This is a genomic window from Streptomyces sp. H39-S7 (genome assembly GCF_027158205.1).
Lineage (GTDB): Bacteria > Actinomycetota > Actinomycetes > Streptomycetales > Streptomycetaceae > Actinacidiphila.
Genome location: NZ_JAPVLU010000004.1, coordinates 99,922 through 117,831, shown reverse-complemented (window position 1 = coordinate 117,831; position 17,910 = coordinate 99,922). Strand labels below are relative to the sequence as shown.

Here is a 17,910-nt window from a genome sequence, read left to right as displayed (position 1 = left end):
CGCGCGCCTGTACTCCAACGGCAGAGAGGCTAGTCCTAGGAACTAGTGGTTGTCAGTTCGAATCTGACCAGGCGCACGAAGCAAAAAGGAGCCTCCAGCCTTCCTTTCGAAGGCTGGAGGCTCGTTGCCTCTGTGGCGGCTCAGCCGAGAAGTTCGGCGACCAGGGGCGCCAGGGCCCTGAACGCCACGCCGCGGTGGCTGATCGCGTTCTTCTCCGACGGAGTCAGTTCGGCGCAGGTGCGGGTGTCGCCGTCCGGCTGGAGGATCGGGTCGTAGCCGAAGCCGCCGGTGCCCGTGGGGGTGTGGCGGAGGGTGCCGGGGAGGCGGCCTTCCACTAGGCGTTCGGTGCCGTCCGGGAGGGCGAGGGCTGCCGCGCAGGCGAAGTGCGCGGCGCGGTGGGGGTCGGCGATGTCGGAGAGCTGGGCGAGGAGCAGGGCGAGGTTGGCGGCGTCGTCGCCGTGGGTGCCGGCCCAGCGGGCGGAGAAGATGCCGGGGGCGCCGCCGAGGACGTCGACGCAGAGGCCGGAGTCGTCGGCGACGGCGGGCAGGCCGGTGGCCCGGGCCAGGGTGTGGGCCTTGAGGAGGGCGTTCTCGGCGAAGGTGACGCCGGTTTCCCTGACGTCGGGGATCTCGGGGTAGGCGTCCGCGCCGACGAGGTCCACGGCGAGACCTGTGTCGGCGAGGATGGCGCGGAGTTCGGTGACTTTGTGGGCGTTTCGGGTCGCGAGGACGAGGCGCTGCATGGCGTCGATTATCGCGCGTCGTTCCGGTCGCCCGGTCAGCCCGGGGTGCAGACCTTGGTGAGTTCGCCTGCCGCGTCCGCGACCGGCGACACGTCGGGGGTGGTGCCCTTGTTGGCGGCCGTGCGGGCGTTCTGGACGGCGGTGTTGAGGTCGTTGACGGCCTTGGTGACGTCGGCGTTGTTGGTTTTGCTGCCGATGTCCTTGAGGTCGCGGGAGATCTGGTCGAGGGCGTTGACGGCGTCCTGCGGGCTGTTGCCGGCGTTGCTGACGGCGTTCTGCAGGTTCTGGACGTCGCCGGCGACCGCGGCGGCCACTTGGGCGCAGTCGAGTGCCTTGTCGATGGCGCTGCAGCCGGCGGCGGCCGGGAGCGTCAGGGCGGCGGCCGCGGCGAGTGCGGCGATGGTGAGGCGGCGGCGCGTGGCCATGGGTGGGTTCCTCCCCCGTGTGATCTCCGTATGAGATCTGTACCGGTAGACACGCGCCGTGCGCCGCCCCAGTTGCCTGGTTGAGCGAAAGTGACAGCTTTCACGCGGGCCTTGGTCGGCGTGCGCTCAGCCGAGTACGGCGAGTTGAGCGGCGGTCAGTTCCGCGCAGCCGCCGACGGCGAGGTCGAGGAGGGCGTTGAGTTCGGTGCGGTCGAAGGGGGCGCCTTCGGCGGTGCCCTGGACTTCGATGAAGCGGCCGTCGCCGGTGCAGACGACGTTCATGTCGGTCTCGGCCTTGACGTCTTCTTCGTAGGCGAGGTCGAGGAGGGGTACGCCGTCGACGATGCCGACGCTGACGGCGGCGACGGTGCCGGTGAGGGGTTTGGCGGTGGCGCGGATGAGCTTCTTCTGCTGCATGAAGGTGACGGCGTCGGCGAGGGCGACGTAGGCGCCGGTGATGGCGGCGGTGCGGGTGCCGCCGTCGGCCTGGAGGACGTCGCAGTCGAGGACGATGGTGTTCTCGCCGAGGGCTTTGTAGTCGATGACGGCGCGGAGCGAGCGTCCGATGAGGCGGGAGATCTCGTGGGTGCGGCCGCCGATCTTGCCGCGGACGGATTCGCGGTCGCCGCGGGTGTTGGTGGCGCGCGGGAGCATGGAGTATTCGGCGGTGACCCAGCCTTCGCCGCTGCCCTTGCGCCAGCGGGGTACGCCTTGGGTGGCGCTGGCGGTGCAGAGGACTTTGGTGTCGCCGAAGGAGACGAGGACCGAGCCCTCGGCGTGCTTGCTCCATCCGCGTTGGATGGTGACGGGGCGGAGCTGTTCGGGGGTGCGGCCATCGAATCGAGACATGGTCCCGAGCCTATCGACAAACCGCGGGGGCCCGTTCCGGTGTCGGAAGGGGCCCCCGCGGGTGGTGGTGCGCTGAGGGGTGGGCTCAGTTGTCCATCATGTCTTCGATGTCGGCGGCGATGGGGTCGGCGTCGGTGCCGATGACGACCTGGATCGCGGTGCCCATCTTGACGACGCCGTGGGCGCCGGCCTTCTTGAGGGCAGCCTCGTCGACGAGGCCGGGGTCCTTGACCTCGGTGCGGAGGCGGGTGATGCAGCCCTCGACCTCTTCGATGTTGTCGAGTCCGCCGAGTCCGGCGACGATCTGCTCAGCCTTGGTGGCCATTGCTCACTCCTGAGTGTCTCGGCCCGGCGGCCCGGTCCGGTTTCAAACGGTAACGCACGTTTGGCCCATCTTCGCGGGCAGGGTTCCGGTTTGTGGCGAAAGATAACGATCACTGGTGCCGTGCCCTCGGGGGCGTAGTGCCACCCACGTCGTAAATGGTCTACACCACTTTGGGCCAAGCGACAAACAGGAGACGCAACCGGGCGACACGATGCCGCCGGGGCGGCACCCACCAGGAGGCCACCGATGAGTTCGGAGAACGCCGCCGTCGGGCAGCGATCACAGAAGAAGTGGACCAGCACCTTCTTCCAGGGGCTGCAGAAGATGGGCCGCAGCCTGCAGCTGCCGATCGCCGTGCTCCCCGCGGCGGGCATTCTGAACCGGCTCGGCCAGCCGGATGTCTTCGGCGCGGACGGGCTGGGCTGGGACAACGTCGCCAAGGTCTTCGCCGGCGCGGGCGGCGCGCTGCTGGACGGTTCACTCGGCCTCCCGATGCTGTTCGCCGTGGGTGTGGCGATCGGCATGGCCAAGAAGGCGGACGGTTCGACCGCGCTGGCGGCGGTCGTGGGCTACCTCGTCTACTTCAGCGTGCTGCACCAGTTCCCGGTGGACTGCGGCGGCAACGCGAAGTTCTCCACCGGGGTCTGCCTGGAGGGTACGACGGTCACCGCGGCCGCCTTCCAGAACCCGGGTGTCTTCGGCGGCATCGTGATCGGCCTGGCGACGGCCTACCTGTGGATGCGCTATCACCGGACCAAGCTGGTCGACTGGCTCGGCTTCTTCAACGGCCGCCGGCTGGTCCCGATCATCATGTCGTTCGTGGCGATCGTCTTCGCGGTCATCTGCGTGTGGATCTGGCCGCCGATCGGCGACGCGCTCACCAGCTTCAGCCAGTGGATGGTGGACCTGGGCTCCGGTGGTTCGGGCATCTTCGGTGTCGCCAACCGCGCCCTGCTGACGATCGGTCTGCACCAGTTCCTGAACGTGTTCGTCTGGTTCCAGTTCGGCGACTTCACCAAGCCGGACGGCATGGTGGTGCACGGGGACATCCCCCGCTTCCTGGCGGGCGACCCGACCGCGGGCCAGTTCATGTCGGGCTTCTTCCCGATCATGATGTTCGCCCTGCCGGCCGCCGCGCTGGCCATGGCGCACTGCGCCAAGCCGCACCGCCGCAAGGAGATCACCGGCATGATGGTGTCGATCGGCCTGACGTCGCTGATCACCGGCATCACGGAGCCGATCGAGTACTCGTTCCTCTTCATCGCCCCCCTCCTGTTCGCGATCCATGCCCTGCTGACCGGCCTCTCCATGGCGGTCACCTGGGGGCTGGGCGTGCATGACGGCTTCAGCTTCTCGGCCGGCCTGATCGACTACGTCATCAACTGGGGACTGGCCACCAAGCCCTGGCTGATCATTCCGATCGGGGTCGCCTTCGCGATCGCGTACTACGCCCTCTTCCGATTCGTGATCACCAGATTCAACCTCCAGACGCCCGGCCGCGAGCCGGACGAAGTGGGGGACGAACTGGAAGCGGAGAACCTCAAGTAGCGCGGCATCCACCCGGAGATATCCGGGCAAAACGGCCCACCCCGAACGGCCCCCGAGTCCTTGGACTCGGGGGCCGTTCGTTTGTGGTCCAGACCACTGAAGAAGAATCGGAACTGGGGATTCCTTTATCCCGCCCCGACGTGTTAAAACTGGTCTACACCACTTAGTGGTATAGACCATAGCGGCGGGCCGTCCCCTCTTGAAGCGCCCGCCTCACCAGGAGGAATCTGATGAGTACGGCCACCGCTACGGCGGCCCCCGCGAAGAAGCGGGGCTCCGGTCTCTTTTCCGGTCTGCAGAAGGTCGGTCGCAGCCTCCAGCTGCCGATCGCCGTCCTGCCTGCCGCGGGCATCCTGCTCCGCCTCGGCCAGGACGATGTGTTCGGCGACAAGGGCCTCGGCTGGCACAAGGTCGCGGCCGTCTTCGCGACCGCCGGCGGCGCGGTGTTCGACAACCTGCCGATGCTGTTCTGTATCGGTGTGGCGATCGGCTTCGCCAAGAAGGCCGACGGCTCGACCGCGCTCGCCGCACTGGTCGGCTTCCTGGTCTACAGCAACGTCCTGAAGGCGTTCCCGGTCACCGAGGCCGTCCTCAAGGCGGGCAAGGACGACCCGGCGGTCTACAACAACCCCGGCGTCCTCGGCGGCATCATCATGGGTCTGCTCGCCGCGGTCCTGTGGCAGCGCTACCACCGCAAGCAGCTGGTCGACTGGCTCGGCTTCTTCAACGGCCGCCGCCTGGTCCCGATCATCATGGCCTTCGTCGGCACGCTCGTCGGTGTCATATTCGGCCTCGGCTGGGAGCCGGTCGGCAAGGTCATCAGCGACTTCGGTGTGTGGATGACCGGTCTGGGCGCCGTCGGCGCCGGTCTGTTCGGCCTCATCAACCGCGCGCTGATCCCGGTCGGCATGCACCAGTTCGTGAACTCGGTCTCCTGGTTCCAGCTCGGTGACTTCAAGAACTCCGCAGGCGAGGTCGTGCACGGCGACCTGACCCGCTTCTTCGCCGGTGACCCCACCGCCGGACAGTTCATGTCGGGCTTCTTCCCGATCATGATGTTCGGCCTGCCGGCCGCCGCCATCGCCATCGCGCACTGCGCCCGCCCCGAGCGCCGCAAGGCCGTCATGGGCATGATGATCTCGCTCGCGCTGACCTCGTTCGTCACCGGCATCACCGAGCCGATCGAGTTCTCGTTCATGTTCATCGCCCCGGTGCTCTACGCGATCCACGCCGTGCTGACCGCCGTCTCGATGGCCGTCACCTGGGCGCTGGGCGTGCACGCCGGCTTCACCTTCTCGGCGGGCTTCATCGACTACGCGCTGAACTGGAACCTCTCCACCAAGCCGTGGCTGATCATCCCGATCGGGCTCTGCTTCGCGGTGATCTACTACGTGGTCTTCCGCTTCGCGATCACCAAGTTCAACCTCACCACCCCGGGCCGCGAGCCCGAGGAGGAGATCGAGGACCTCACCAAGGCGTAAGCCCGGTGACCCCCGCCCACTGAGCGGGCACAGCACGACGCGAGGCCCCCGGAACCGTACGGTTCCGGGGGCCTCGCGCTGTTATCGCATGCCTACGCCGACGTCGATCCGGAAGCGGCTCTGAGATTCGCCATCCAGCACGTCAAGGGTGACCGCGTCCAGATCGTCGAGGGAGTGATCGAGCCCGTGTCTCCGACCTGGGACCATGAGGCCGCCGCTGACAGCATCCGCGAGCAGATCGGCCCGGTGGTGCGCCGGCTGGAATGTGTCTCCGGATCGGGCAACCTGGATCTGCCGGGCAGCAGCAACTGGTACGTACCCGATGTGGCGGTGGTTCCGCGGGCGCTGGCCAAGGGGGCCGGGGCGCTGCTGCCGGATCAGACGCTGCTGGTGGTCGAGGTGACGTCGGAGTCCGACGCGGACACCGACCGCACGGTCAAGCGGCGCCGCTACGCCGAGTACGGCGCGCCCCTGTACCTGTGGGTGGACCGACAGGACCGGACGTGCACGCTGTACTCGCAGCGGTCCCGGCTCGGGTACACGCACGCGGAGGGCCCGCACCCGTTCGGCCTGGCGGTCCTGCTTCCGCACCCGTTCGACCTGGAACTGGACACGTCCGTCTTCTGAGTCCGGACCGGGCGGCCGGAGGTCGCCTGCCGGCTCAGAGCTCGTAGACCGCGCCTGAGGTGGCGAGTTCTACGGGGCCGTCGAAGACGGCGCGGGCGTCGGTGAGGTTGCGGGCGGGGTCGGTCCAGGGCGGGATGTGGGTGAGGACGAGGCGCCCGGCGCCGGCGCGGTCGGCGTGTTCGCCGGCCTGGCGGCCGTTGAGGTGCAATTCGGGGATGTCTTCCTTGCCGTGGGTGAAGGATGCCTCGCACAGGAAGAGGTCGGTGCCCGCGGCGAGCCCGAGCAGGGCGTCGCAGGGGCCGGTGTCGCCGGAGTACGTCAGGGTGCGGCCGTTGTGCTCGATGCGGAAGCCGAACGCCTCGACGGGGTGGCTGACCCGGTCGGTGGTGATGGTGAAGGGGCCGAGGGTGAAGCTGCCGGGTTCCAGGGTGCGGAAGTCGAAGACCTCGCTCATGCACTTCTCGTCGGGCATGTCGCCGTAGGCGGTGGAGAGGCGGCGTTCGGTGCCTTCCGGTCCGTAGACGGGGATGGCGTCGGCGGGGCCGCCGTCGTGGCGGTAGTAACGGGCCACGAAGTAGCCGCACATGTCGATGCAGTGGTCGGCGTGCAGATGGCTGAGCAGGACCGCGTCCAGGTCGTAGAGGCCGCAGTGGCGCTGGAGTTCGCCCAGGGCTCCGTTGCCCATGTCGAGCAGCAGCCGGAAGCCGTCGGCCTCGACGAGGTAGCTCGAGCAGGCCGATTCCGCGGACGGGAACGACCCCGAGCAGCCGACGACGGTGAGCTTCATGCCGTGAAACCTCCGTGGGCGCGCCACAGATCGCCCCCATACCGGTTGGAGTGGGGGGTTAGGCGGGTGCGGTCCGCCACGTGTTGACGAGAGTAAGGCGCGGGGCGGGCCGACGCGCCTCCTCAGCGCCCCGTTGTGGGCGGAATCACCAGTACGAGGGGCGGCCGGTACGGTCGGTTCCGAATGAGGATCTTCTTCGACAGTTTTCGACCGTGGGAGCCCATATGGACATGACCTGGTGGTTGGTGGCGGCCGCGGCCGTGGTCGTACTGGCCGGTTTCGCGGTGTGGAGGCGGTCGGCGGCGCGGCGCCGGCCGGGTGGTCCGGCGCGTCCGCCGCGCGCGGCGGATCGTCCGGCGCCCCGGCGTGGCGGGAAGGGGGCGCCCGCGGCGGGGGAGATCTGGTGGGCGAACGTGCCGTTCGAGGACGGGTCCGGGGCGAAGGACCGGCCGTGCCTGGTGCTGTCGGTGCGGGGGCGCACGGTGCGCGTCGCGAAGATCACCAGCAAGTACCACGAGGAGCTGCCGGGGGTGATCGCCCTGCCGCCGGGGACCGTGGGCGACGCGCAGGGCAGGACGAGCTACCTGGAGACCGACGAGCTGCGGGAGGTGCGTTCCGCGGCGTTCCGCCGCCGGGCGGGTGTCCTGGACGCCGCACTGTGGCAGCAGGTCCGGCGGATGGTGCGCTGAGGGCGACCGACCGCTCGGACGCGCCGACCGCGGCGGGCCGCCCGGGTGCGCTCGGCTCGGCGGGCTGCCGTGGTGCGCGGGCCGCGGTCGGTCCCGGCGGTGTGCGGGCCGGCACACCGCCGTCCTGCGAGGGCGGTCAGGCCCAGAGCTGGCCGTGCAGCTGCTCGACCGCGGCCTCGGTGGTGGGGGCGGTGTAGATGCCGGTGGAGAGGTACTTCCAGCCGCCGTCGGCGACGACGAAGACGATGTCGGCGCGCTCCCCCGCCTTGTGGGCCTTGGCGGCGACGCCGAGCGCGGCGTGCAGGGCGGCTCCGGTGGAGACGCCCGCGAAGATGCCCTCCTGCTGCAGGAGCTCGCGGGTGCGGCGGACGGCGTCCGCGGATCCGACGGAGAAGCGGGTGGTGAGGACCGTCGCGTCGTACAGCTCGGGGACGAAGCCCTCGTCGAGGTTGCGCAGGCCGTAGACGATGTCGTCGTAGCGCGGTTCGGCGGCGACGATGCCGACGCCGGGGACCTTCTCGCGCAGGTAGCGGCCGACGCCCATGAGGGTGCCGGTGGTGCCCAGGCCCGCGACGAAGTGGGTGATGGTGGGGAGGTCCGCGAGGATCTCCGGGCCGGTGGTCGCGTAGTGGGCGCCCGCGTTGGCGGGGTTGCCGTACTGGTAGAGCATCACCCAGTCGGGGTGTTCGGCGGAGATCTCCTTGGCCATGCGTACGGCGGTGTTGGAGCCGCCGGCGGCCGGTGAGGAGATGATCTCGGCGCCCCACATCGCGAGCAGTTCACGCCGCTCCGAGGAGGTGTTCTCGGGCATGACGCAGACGATGCGGTAGCCCTTGAGGCGCGCGGCCATGGCCAGCGAGATGCCGGTGTTGCCCGAGGTCGGCTCCAGGATGGTGCAGCCGGGGGTGAGCCGGCCGTCCGCCTCGGCCTGCTCGATCATGTGGAGCGCGGGGCGGTCCTTGACCGAGCCGGTGGGGTTGCGGTCCTCCAGCTTGGCCCAGACGCTGACGGCGTCGGACGGGGACAGGCGCGGGAGGCGGACGAGCGGGGTGTTGCCCACCGCGGCCAGCGGGCTGTCGTAGCGCATCAGGAGCCGTGCGCTGCGGGAGTCGAGCCGCCGGCGACGGCCGGGAGGATCGTGACGCTGTCACCGTCGGCGACCGCGGTGCTGATGCCGTCGAGGAAGCGGACGTCCTCGTCGTTGAGGTAGACGTTGACGAAGCGGCGCAGGCCGCCGTCGACGACGATGCGCTCGCGGATCCCCTTGTGGCGGCTCTCGAGGTCCGAGAAGAGCTCGTCGAGTGTGCTGCCCGAACCGTCGACGGCCTTGGCGCCGTCGGTGTAGGTGCGGAGGATGGTCGGAATGCGGACCTCGATGGCCATGGATGGGCTCCGTTACATGCGGCGTCGGGCGGGGGGACGTGCGGGCGGGGCTGTGCGGCGTGCCGGGAGCGACGGTAGCTCCGGGAAGTGGTCAGGCGCGCGGACAGGCGGCGCTGGCGACGCGGCAGAGGTCGACGTGCAGCCGCGCGACGAGCAGCATGCCCGGCGGGTTGTTCTTCACGTCGTGGGAAACCATGGGCTCATCGTATCGATTCCCGGGGGACGTCCGAGACAGTCGTCCCACGATTCGGACGGTCAGGCCCCTGAGGCCACTACTTGCACGTCTTCTTCGGTCACGACCCCGTCCACGATGCGGAACGAGCGGAACTGGAACTCCTCCGCGGTTGAGACGAGGACGTAGTGGGCGCCGGGCTCGTTCGCGTAGGTGATGTCGGTGCGGGACGGGTACGCCTCGGTGGCGGTGTGCGAGTGGTAGACGATCACCGGTTCCTCGTCGCGGTCGTCCAGGTCGCGGTAGAGCTTGAGCAGGTCGGTGGAGTCGAACTCGTAGAACGTGGGTGAGCGGGCCGCGTTCAGCATGGGGATGAAGCGCTCGGGGCGGCCGCTGCCCTCGGGCCCCGCGACGATGCCGCACGCCTCGTCGGGGTGGTCGGCGCGGGCGTGGGCGACGATCGCGTCGTGGATCTCCTGCGTGATGGTCAGCATGCCGAAAAGTTAACAGGGGGCCGCGGCTTCCTGCGCGCGCGTACGCGCGCGCAGACGAAGGCCCGCCCCAGGGGTGCGGGGGCGGGCCTTCGCGGTACGGGACGGCTTGTGCGCGCGGCGCTCAGCCCGCGGCGTCGACCAGCGCGGGCTCCGGTGCGACGTGCGGCTTGGGGGCGAACGCCTCCGGGTTCCTCCGCTTGAGCCAGGCGTACCCGATGCCGAGGATCGCGAACCACACCGGAGCGCTGTAGAGCGAAATCCGCGCGTCCTTGTCGATGCCGATCAGGACCATCACGCCGGCCAGGAAGATCAGGGCGATCCAGCTGGTGTACGGGGCGCCCGGCGCCTTGAACCAGGCTTCGGCGGCGCGGCCGGCCTTGACCGCCGCGCGGTAGCGCAGGTGGGAGATGAGGATCATCGCCCAGGTCCAGACGCCGGCGACGGTGGCGAAGGCCGTGATGTAGGTGAAGGCGCCGTCCGGGTCGACGTAGTTGATCCACACGCCGATGCCCATCAGGGCGACGGAGATGAGGATGCCGGTGGCCGGGGTCTGGCGGGAGTTGAGCTTGGCGAAGGCCCTGGGTCCCTGGCCGTTGACGGCCAGGTCGCGCAGCATGCGGCCGGTGGAGTACATGCCGGAGTTGCAGGACGACAGGGCCGCGGTGAGGACCACGAAGTTCACGATGGCCGCGCCGAACGGGATGCCGATCTTGGCGAAGGCGGCCACGAACGGGCTGACGCCGGGCTGGAACTCGGTCCAGGAGACGACGCCGAGGATCACGATGAGCGCGCCGACGTAGAACACGCCGATCCGCCAGGGCAGCGTGTTGATGGCCTTGGGGAGCGTCTCGCGGGGGTTCTCGGCCTCGCCCGCGGTGACGCCGACGAGTTCGACGGCGAGGTAGGCGAACATCACGATCTGCAGCGTCATGAGGGACTTGCCGACGCCGTTGGGGAAGACCCCGCCGTTACCCCACAGGTGGCTGAGCGAGGCGGTGTCGCCCGCTGCGGAGAACCCGATGGTCAGGACGCCGATGCCGATGAGGATCATGCCGATGATCGCGGTGACCTTGATCATCGAGAACCAGAACTCGACCTCGCCGAAGACCTTCACCGAGATGAGGTTGACGCCGAAGAGCACCAGCAGGAAGACCAGGGCGGAGATCCACTGCGGGATGTCCTTCCACCAGTAGGTGATGTACACCGAGGCGGCGGTGACCTCGGCCATGCCGGTCACCACCCACATCAGCCAGTACGTCCAGCCGGTGACGAACCCCCAGAAGGGGCCCAGGAATTCGCGGGCGTAGTCGGCGAAGGAGCCGGAGACGGGGCGGTAGGTGAGCAGTTCGCCCAGGGCCCGCATGATGAAGAAGATGATGACGCCCGCGATGGCGTACATCATGATCAGGCTCGGACCCGCCTGATGGATGGCCTTGCCGGCGCCCAGGAAGAGGCCGGTGCCGATGGCACCGCCGATGGCGATCATCTGGATCTGCCGGCTGCCGAGCCCTCGCTGGTAGCCCTCTTCCGTGACGGGCGCGGCGGCCGCGTCGGCGGCGGCGACTTCGGCCGCGTTGTGGCCGGTGTGTTCCGTCGGCATGTGGTGGTGCGCCTTTCTCCATATCCCCCCGGACAGTGGAGCTGCGAGCCGGCGATCGGCCGGCTCAGCGCCTGGCGGAACAGGGATGGCGTCCCGGCCAGTGGTCGGAATTAGTACCACGGGCTGAGACGCCATCGAGGGAGGCGAGTGTGACGCGGCGCACAGGGAAAACACCCCGAAGGTGAAGTGAAGCCGCATATCGGATGATCACGGTGACATGATCGTTATCCGGATTTGAGCGTCCGCTGAGCGAGTACTGGACGTCAGAGCGTCTCGATCAGCGTCTCCTGCAGACCGCCGAGCCACAGGTAGGCCATCACCATCGGCTTGAGCGGATCGTCGTCCGGCAGCCGGTAGAGCTCGGTGTCCTCGTCGGTGACCTCCAGCCGGGAGCCGATGGTCAGCCGCAGGTCGTTGAGGGCGCCGAGCCAGCGGCGGGTGTCCTCGGGCGTGAGCAGCAGTTCCGGGTCGGCGGCGTCGAGGGAGCGGACGAGGGCCAGCGCGTCCTCGCGCTTGCGGGCGCGCAGGTCGTTCTCGGTGAAGCGGCGGAACTCCGAGGACTGGGCGGTGTCCTCGTAGGCGTCCGGGAAGAGCCTGGCCAGCGCCGGGTCGGACGGGGGCTTGCTCGGGCCGTCGGCGGGGAACAGCGCGGCCAGCGGGTCGTCGGAGACCGGCTCCTCCCCCGGGCCGATCATCTCCAGGAGCTGCACGGCGAGACTGCGCAGGATGGACTTCTCGACGGCGTCGAGGGCGATGACGGCGCCGCCGCCCGGGGCGGCTGCGAAGTAGCCGGCCATCAGCGGTCCTGCTGCAGGGTCGCCCACAGGCCGTAGCCGTGCATCGCCTGCACGTCGCGTTCCATCTCTTCGCGGCTGCCGCTGGAGACGGCGGCGCGCCCCTTGTGGTGGACGTCCTTCATGAGTTTGACGGCCTTGTCCTTGGAGTACCCGAAGTAGGCCTGAAAGACGTACGTCACGTAGCTCATGAGATTGACGGGATCGTTGTGCACCAGGGTCACCCAGGGGACGTCCGGTTCCAGCACCCCGAAGGGCGCATCGGTCGTCTCGGGCCGTTCGATCTCTACGGGGGCGACCCCCAGGGTGGCACTCATCACTCCTCCAATGCTGCCGCCATTGCGGGGCTTCGCACAAATGGACGCGGCCGGGGAGAGAAATCGTCACTCTGACGCATAGTCGGGGTACCATCCCGTTCCATGAGCGCTGCAGATCTGGGGCTGCCGGTGGCTGTACCTTCCACCGCGCTGTTCACCGACCGGTACGAGTTGACGATGTTGCAGGCCGCGCTGCGCAGTGGGGCGGCGCACCGGCACTCGGTGTTCGAGGCCTTCACCCGCCGGCTGCCGGAGGGGCGCCGCTACGGCGTCGTCTGCGGCACCGGCCGGGTGCTGGACGCGGTGGAGAACTTCCGCTTCGACGCCGACGTGCTGGACTTCCTCGCCCGCGAGAACGTGGTCGACGAGCCGACCCTGGAGTGGCTGGCCGGGTACCGCTTCACCGGCGACATCTGGGGTTATCCCGAGGGCGAGGTGTACTTCCCCGGCTCGCCGATCCTGCGGGTGGAGGGCAGTTTCGCCGAGGCGGTGATCCTGGAGACGGTGATCCTGTCGATCCTCAACCACGACTCCGCGATCGCGGCGGCCGCGTCCCGGATGGCGGTGGCGGCCGGCGGCCGGCCGCTGATGGAGATGGGCGCGCGGCGGGCGCACGAACTGGCGGCGGTCGCCGCCTCCCGCGCCGCGTACGTGGGCGGCTTCCTGTCCTCCTCGAACCTGGCGGCGGGTTTCCGCTACGGCCTGCCGACGATCGGCACCGCCGCGCACGCCTTCACCCTGCTGCACGACAGCGAGCGGGACGCCTTCGTCGCGCAGGTCGACTCGCTGGGCCGGGGCACGACGCTGCTGGTGGACACCTACGACCTGATGACGGCGGTCCGTACCGCCGTCGAGGTCGCCGGGCCCGAACTGGGCGCGGTCCGCATCGACTCCGGCGACCTGCTGCTGCTCGCCCACCGGGTGCGGCAGCAGTTGGACGACCTCGGCGCCAAGGACACCCGGATCGTGGTGACCTCGGATCTCGACGAGTACGCCATCGCCTCGCTGGCGGCGGCGCCGGTGGACGCGTACGGGGTCGGCACCTCGCTGGTGACCGGCAGCGGTCACCCGACCTGCTCGATGGTCTACAAGCTGGTCTCGCGGGCCTCGTCGAACGAGCCGGACGCGCCGATGGTGGCCGTGGCCAAGAAGTCGATGGGCGCCAAGAGCAGCGTCGGCGGCCGCAAGTGGGCGGCGCGGCGGCTGGACGAGGACGGGGTCGCGGAGGCCGAGGTGGTCGGCACCGGGCCCGTGCCGCCGGAGTTGGCGGACCGGCAGCTGCTGGTCCCGCTGGTGCGCGGCGGGGAGATCATCGGCCGTGAGCCGCTGGAGGCGGCCCGCACCCGGCACATCGAGGCGCGCGCGGGACTGCCGCTGTCCGCCTCGCAGCTCTCCCGCGGTGAACCGGTGATCCCCACCGAGCAGGTGTGACGTGAAGGCCGTGGGGGGCGGCCGGCGGGGCTCCGTGCCGCGACTGTCGCGGAACGGGGCCCGATTCCCTACGCTCGACGCGTGCCGCCTGTCCCCCCACGGCGGTCAGCCGACCGAAGAGGACAGCGAATGCACCGCGCACTGATCGTCGTGGACGTCCAGAACGATTTCTGCGAGGGCGGCAGCCTCGCGGTCGCCGGCGGCTCGGACGTGGCCGCCGCGATCACCGATCTCGTCGGGCAGGCCACCGCCTGCTACCGGCATGTGGTGGCCACCCGTGACCACCACGTCGATCCGGGGGACCACTTCTCCGACCGTCCGGACTTCGTGCGGTCCTGGCCGGTGCACTGCGTGGCGGGCACCGAGGGCGTCGGCTTCCATCCGAACTTCGCGCCGGTGGTCGCCTCCGGCGCCGTGGACGCGGTCTTCGACAAGGGCGCCTACTCGGCCGCCTACAGCGGCTTCGAGGGTGTGGACGAGAACGGCAGGGGGCTCGCCGAGTGGCTGCGGGCGCGCGCGGTCACCGAGGTCGACGTGGTCGGCATCGCCACCGACCACTGCGTGCGCGCCACGGCGCTGGACGCGGCACGGGAGGGCTTCGTCACCCACGTGCTGCTCGACCTGACGGCGGGGGTCGCCCCGGCGACCACGGAGAGCGCGCTGGCGGAGCTGCTGGCCGCGGGTGTCCGGCTGACGGGGAAGCCGGCCGTCGGGGCCTGAACGGCGCAGGCGGCCCCTGGACGGGCCGCGCGCCCGCGGACGCCCCGGGGGGCGCTCCGCTCACCCCGCGCGGCGGTGCGTGGCACGGAAGGGGTGCCAGAGCTCTTCCGAGCCGGACGCGGAGTGTCGCCAGACGAGGCCGTCCGGATGGTGCAGGACGGCGGTCACCTCGTCGGGCGTCGGCGGTTCGGTGTTGCCGTTGAGCCGGGCCGCCCGGAAGCCGAGGTTCCGGAGCCGGGTGAGGGCGCGCTGGCGGTTCTGGGCGTGCACGATGACGCGGACGCTGTCCTCCGCGCCGCCCGGGTGGGGCAGCTTGAGAGCGACGACGACGTTGCCGTTGGGAAGCTTGGTGAATCCACCGACTGCCATGCCCACATAATCCGGTGATCGGCCCCCGCCCACCAGAGGGCGTGGGCCGAACACCAGGTTAACGCAGGTCAGCGACCTGCGGGACTGACGGCAACGATCGTGTTCTGTCCGTTCGGGGAGTCGAACAGGATCGAAATGCGGGTGTTCGTGTTCGGCACCTGGACACTCCCGTACGGGTTGGTGTCGTACCAGTAGGTACCGTGACGGTCGTCGAAGACCGGGACGCCCGGCTTGGACTTGATCGTCGTCGCGACGCCGTTCTTGTGCGCGGTGAGGGCGTCGGTCGGGTACCAGCCGAAGGTGGAGTCCGCGGACTGGATCTTGTTGCGGAACAGCGCGCCGTCCGCCCAGGCGTCGGGCTTGGCGTGGGCGTCGATCGGCAGGATCTGGCCGTGGCCGGGGTGCTCGCCGACGTTGTTGTCCAGCTGCGAGGTGTCCCAGAGCCAGATCAGCAGGCCGTTCTGGTACGCGTAGTGCTCGACCTTCTTCGGGGCGGCGGCGCCGAACCCGAAGTTGTAAGGACCGGTCTTCAGGACCTTGTCGTAGCTGACGTACTGGCGGTTCTCCGCGATGTAGTACTGCGGGTACGACTTGGTGAAGGACGCCTCGGAGCGGCTGAAGCCGTTCGCGGTCCAGCCGTTGTCGTCACCCTCGGCACCGTCGGTGAAGACGGCGGAGCCGTCGGCGGTGATCTTCAGCTCGTCGGCCGCGAAGCCCTTCTGGGCGACCCCACCGTCGGTGCGGTAGCGGAAGCGCAGCTCGATCTGCTGGCCGGCGAAGGAGTCCAGCGGGTAGTTCATGTCCTTGTAGCCACCCGTGGTGCCGGTCACGGCCGGACGGCCGCTGCCGTTGCGGGTGATCGGCTGGCCGTCGACGGTGCCGTCGATCGGGGCCCAGTTGACGCCGCCGTTGGTGGACACCTCGGTGTAGACGTAGTCGTAGCCCTCCTCGGTGTCGTACCAGCCCTTGAACGACAGGGCGGCGGACGTCTTGCCGGTGAGGTCGACGTGGCGCGTCAGGGTGTTGCGCAGGTCGTTGCCGGCCCCGCTCCACCACTGCTTGGTGCCCGCGAAGGGCGTGGTGATCGCCGTGGTGACGCTCTTCGACGGCAGCGTCACGACCAGGGCCTGCGCGTCCTTGGTGTTGTACTCCGCCAGGCCGAGCTTGTGGGTCGAGAGCTTGGCGGCCTTGGCGGTGTCGTACTTCAGCCAGCCGAGCTGCATCTTGTCCCAGGCGTCCATGTCACCGGGCAGCGAGCCGATGTCGGTGGTGCCGTTGGAGAGCCAGGAGCCGGACGACATCAGCGACCAGAAAGCGGTGCCGTTCTCGCCGATGTACGTGGTGTCGTACAGGTCGGGCAGGCCGAGGTCGTGGCCGTACTCGTGGGCGTAGACACCCAGGCCGCCGTTCTCCGGCTGCATCGTGTAGTCGCCGACCCAGATGCCGGTGTCGCCGATCGGGGTGCCGCCGAGCTGGTTGCCGGCCGGGCCGCTGAAGCCCTCGTCACCCTGGAAGGCGTAACCGCGGTGGGCCCACAGCGCGTCGGTGCCCTGGGCACCGCCGCCCGCGGACTCGTCCTCGCCCGCGTGCACGATCTGGAAGTGGTCGATGTAACCGTCGGGCTCGTTGAAGTTGCCGTCGTGGTCGAAGTCGTACCGGTCCCACTGGTCGTACTGCGCCAGGTCCGTCTTGATCTGCGCGGCCGTGCGGCCCTTGGCCTTCTGGTCCGCGGCCCACTGCGCGGTACCGTCGCGGACCAGGTCCTCGACAGTGGCGCAGTTGGTGGCGCCGCACTTGTTGTTGCCGTAGCGGGCCTCGTTGTAGTCGACCTTGACCCAGTCCGAGACCTCGCCGTCGACCGAGTAGCGGCCGGAGGACTGCTTCTCGTAGTACTTCGCCACCGACTCCTTCTTGGCGTCGTGGGAGAAGTAGAGGTCCTGGAAGGACTGCGCGTTGTAGTCCTTCTGCCAGGCCGTGCTGTTGTCGGTGGAGCGGTCGGGCTCCGCTATCTGGTTGTGCAGCGGACCGACGGTGCCGCCGTACTGCGGGTCGACCTTGTCGCCGAACTCCGCGAGGATCACGAAGATCTTGTCGGTCTTCTCGCGGCTCAGCTCGACGTATTTGCCCGCGCTGAGCTTGGCGACCTTGGAGCGGCCGCTGTCCTTGACCGCGAGGTCCCCGGCGATCACCTTCTGCAGGGCGTCCTGCCGGCGTACCGCCTGCTCGCGCGCGAGCGGGCCCAGACGGTCGTCGTCGACCTTGGCCTTGGTGGCGGACGCCGTCTTGCCGGTCGGCGCCTGCATCGGATCGTGGCTGGCCTGCGCGTCGTTGCCGGCCGCGGGAGCGGCTGCGGCCAAGGTCGCGGGCATGGCCATCGCCCCGAGTGCGACGAGCGCCACCGCGAGGGTGGCGGGTCTGATGGTGCCTCGAAGATTCTTCAAGTTGTCTTGACCTCCCCTTGGGAGATGCCATTGCATCTAAGAGCCGGAAGAAAAGACAGGTCTTGACTTGCTCATGGCAGCGCAGTACGTTCACCGGCTTCCGAGGTCCGGATAACGGACGCCAACCCTGGTAGAACGTCTGCGTGTTGAGACGGATGGGCCGGGGCGAGATTCCATGCGCCCCCCTGTGCTCCCCCACCGTGGGTTAGGTCACGCTTACCGCCCGTTCCCATCGGGCATGCCGATCCGTAGAGTCAATTGCCGGCGCCCCCCGAGTGAAGCTCTCGACCGGCTTTCCACCGCCCCTTCCGACGCTGCGACTTAACCGACGTATTCGAGGACGGATCCCGCCATGCCGCGTCCTACCCCCGCGCAACTCGCATACGGTTCCGCAACCGTTGTCCTGTCCACTCTCGCGATGCTCCTGCTGTCCGAGGCCCGTTCCGGCATCAGTGTCGTCATCATCGCGGTGGCCGGGCTGCTGCTCGGGGTTCTGGTCGCGGTGACGACCACGATCCCGCTGACTGCCCGCGCCAAGGCCCGCAGCCGTACGGGAGTCCGCACCGCGCACGTGCCGATCCCCCGCCCACGGGTGCACAGCTCCGGAGAGTCCCGCGTCAGCGAGCACTCGCTGCGCCGTTGAACCGCGGGCGGCGGCCCCGGAGCGATCGCTCCGGGGCCGCCGTCGTGTGCGCGGGCCCGGACCGCCGGGTGG

Annotated in this window: 21 protein-coding genes and 1 tRNA gene; 8 read left to right on the top strand and 14 right to left on the bottom strand. The window is 69.3% G+C overall.

Translation table 11 applies throughout. The features are described from left to right. The first annotated feature begins 3 nt into the window (after positions 1–3). Positions 4–76, top strand: a tRNA-Leu gene (locus O3X23_RS05460). A gap of 64 nt (positions 77–140) precedes the next feature. Here O3X23_RS05460 and rdgB read toward each other — a convergent pair. The 4 genes from rdgB to O3X23_RS05440 form a co-directional block, all read right to left on the bottom strand. Then, complete coding sequence (gene rdgB / locus O3X23_RS05455; RefSeq protein ID WP_269269969.1) at positions 141–743, bottom strand: RdgB/HAM1 family non-canonical purine NTP pyrophosphatase; 603 nt, start codon at positions 741–743, stop codon at positions 141–143. A gap of 35 nt (positions 744–778) precedes the next feature. Beyond that, positions 779–1,168 (bottom strand): hypothetical protein, encoded by a 390-nt coding sequence (locus O3X23_RS05450; RefSeq protein WP_269269968.1) that lies wholly within the window; start codon positions 1,166–1,168, stop codon positions 779–781. A gap of 126 nt (positions 1,169–1,294) precedes the next feature. Further along, positions 1,295–2,017, bottom strand: coding sequence for a ribonuclease PH (gene rph, locus O3X23_RS05445; RefSeq protein WP_269269967.1), 723 nt, complete (start codon positions 2,015–2,017; stop codon positions 1,295–1,297). Between the two features lie 85 nt (positions 2,018–2,102). Beyond that, complete coding sequence (locus tag O3X23_RS05440; RefSeq protein ID WP_138356607.1) at positions 2,103–2,342, bottom strand: glucose PTS transporter subunit EIIB; 240 nt, start codon at positions 2,340–2,342, stop codon at positions 2,103–2,105. Positions 2,343–2,588: 246 nt separating this feature from the next. Here O3X23_RS05440 and O3X23_RS05435 point away from each other — a divergent pair, with 246 nt between their 5' ends. The 3 genes from O3X23_RS05435 to O3X23_RS05425 all read left to right on the top strand — a co-directional run bounded on the left by O3X23_RS05435 (position 2,589) and on the right by O3X23_RS05425 (position 5,998). After that, positions 2,589–3,890, top strand: a complete 1,302-nt coding sequence (locus O3X23_RS05435; RefSeq protein ID WP_269269966.1) for a PTS transporter subunit EIIC — start codon at positions 2,589–2,591, stop codon at positions 3,888–3,890. 230 nt (positions 3,891–4,120) lie between these two features. Beyond that, a complete protein-coding gene (locus O3X23_RS05430; RefSeq protein WP_269269965.1) occupies positions 4,121–5,371 on the top strand; it encodes a PTS transporter subunit EIIC in 1,251 nt (416 codons plus the stop codon). Positions 5,372–5,449: 78 nt separating this feature from the next. Next, a complete protein-coding gene (locus O3X23_RS05425) occupies positions 5,450–5,998 on the top strand; it encodes a Uma2 family endonuclease (RefSeq protein ID WP_269270096.1) in 549 nt (182 codons plus the stop codon). A gap of 34 nt (positions 5,999–6,032) precedes the next feature. On the opposite strand, the gene O3X23_RS05420 is transcribed toward O3X23_RS05425, so the two are convergent. Beyond that, the gene (locus tag O3X23_RS05420; protein WP_269269964.1) at positions 6,033–6,785 is read right to left on the bottom strand and encodes an MBL fold metallo-hydrolase; all 753 of its coding nucleotides are present in this window, start codon (positions 6,783–6,785) and stop codon (positions 6,033–6,035) included. A gap of 224 nt (positions 6,786–7,009) precedes the next feature. Between O3X23_RS05420 and O3X23_RS05415 the strand changes: the two genes are divergently transcribed. Continuing rightward, on the top strand, positions 7,010–7,474 hold the full coding sequence (locus O3X23_RS05415) for a type II toxin-antitoxin system PemK/MazF family toxin (RefSeq protein WP_269269963.1): 465 nt from the start codon (positions 7,010–7,012) through the stop codon (positions 7,472–7,474). Positions 7,475–7,610: 136 nt separating this feature from the next. Here O3X23_RS05415 and O3X23_RS05410 read toward each other — a convergent pair whose 3' ends face one another. From O3X23_RS05410 to clpS, 7 genes are all read right to left on the bottom strand, one after another. After that, entirely contained in the window at positions 7,611–8,561 is a 951-nt protein-coding gene (locus O3X23_RS05410; protein ID WP_269269962.1) for a PLP-dependent cysteine synthase family protein, read from the bottom strand. Then, a complete protein-coding gene (locus tag O3X23_RS05405) occupies positions 8,561–8,857 on the bottom strand; it encodes a MoaD/ThiS family protein (RefSeq protein ID WP_269269961.1) in 297 nt (98 codons plus the stop codon). The genes O3X23_RS05410 and O3X23_RS05405 overlap by 1 nt, the downstream gene beginning before the upstream one ends. A 91-nt stretch (positions 8,858–8,948) precedes the next feature. Further along, positions 8,949–9,053, bottom strand: coding sequence for a putative leader peptide (locus tag O3X23_RS43920; RefSeq protein ID WP_331283879.1), 105 nt, complete (start codon positions 9,051–9,053; stop codon positions 8,949–8,951). 59 nt (positions 9,054–9,112) lie between these two features. Further along, positions 9,113–9,523, bottom strand: a complete 411-nt coding sequence (locus O3X23_RS05400) for a M67 family metallopeptidase (RefSeq protein WP_269269960.1) — start codon at positions 9,521–9,523, stop codon at positions 9,113–9,115. Positions 9,524–9,644: 121 nt separating this feature from the next. Then, complete coding sequence (locus O3X23_RS05395; protein ID WP_269269959.1) at positions 9,645–11,123, bottom strand: amino acid permease; 1,479 nt, start codon at positions 11,121–11,123, stop codon at positions 9,645–9,647. A 263-nt stretch (positions 11,124–11,386) separates the two neighbouring features. Continuing rightward, the gene (locus O3X23_RS05390) at positions 11,387–11,920 is read right to left on the bottom strand and encodes a DUF2017 domain-containing protein (protein WP_269269958.1); all 534 of its coding nucleotides are present in this window, start codon (positions 11,918–11,920) and stop codon (positions 11,387–11,389) included. Next, a complete protein-coding gene (gene clpS, locus O3X23_RS05385; RefSeq protein ID WP_269269957.1) occupies positions 11,920–12,234 on the bottom strand; it encodes an ATP-dependent Clp protease adapter ClpS in 315 nt (104 codons plus the stop codon). The genes O3X23_RS05390 and clpS overlap by 1 nt, the downstream gene beginning before the upstream one ends. Positions 12,235–12,336: 102 nt before the next feature. Between clpS and O3X23_RS05380 the strand changes: the two genes are divergently transcribed. After that, positions 12,337–13,665, top strand: a complete 1,329-nt coding sequence (locus tag O3X23_RS05380; RefSeq protein WP_269269956.1) for a nicotinate phosphoribosyltransferase — start codon at positions 12,337–12,339, stop codon at positions 13,663–13,665. A gap of 129 nt (positions 13,666–13,794) precedes the next feature. Next, the gene (locus O3X23_RS05375) at positions 13,795–14,385 is read left to right on the top strand and encodes an isochorismatase family protein (protein ID WP_269269955.1); all 591 of its coding nucleotides are present in this window, start codon (positions 13,795–13,797) and stop codon (positions 14,383–14,385) included. 60 nt (positions 14,386–14,445) lie between these two features. Here the strand turns inward: O3X23_RS05375 and O3X23_RS05370 are convergent, their stop codons facing one another. Next, the gene (locus tag O3X23_RS05370) at positions 14,446–14,754 is read right to left on the bottom strand and encodes a hypothetical protein (protein WP_269269954.1); all 309 of its coding nucleotides are present in this window, start codon (positions 14,752–14,754) and stop codon (positions 14,446–14,448) included. Between the two features lie 68 nt (positions 14,755–14,822). After that, a complete protein-coding gene (locus O3X23_RS05365) occupies positions 14,823–17,195 on the bottom strand; it encodes an immune inhibitor A domain-containing protein (protein ID WP_443047772.1) in 2,373 nt (790 codons plus the stop codon). A 352-nt stretch (positions 17,196–17,547) separates the two neighbouring features. Here O3X23_RS05365 and O3X23_RS05360 point away from each other — a divergent pair, with 352 nt between their 5' ends. Beyond that, positions 17,548–17,838 (top strand): hypothetical protein, encoded by a 291-nt coding sequence (locus tag O3X23_RS05360; protein ID WP_269269953.1) that lies wholly within the window; start codon positions 17,548–17,550, stop codon positions 17,836–17,838. Positions 17,839–17,910: the final 72 nt, after the last annotated feature.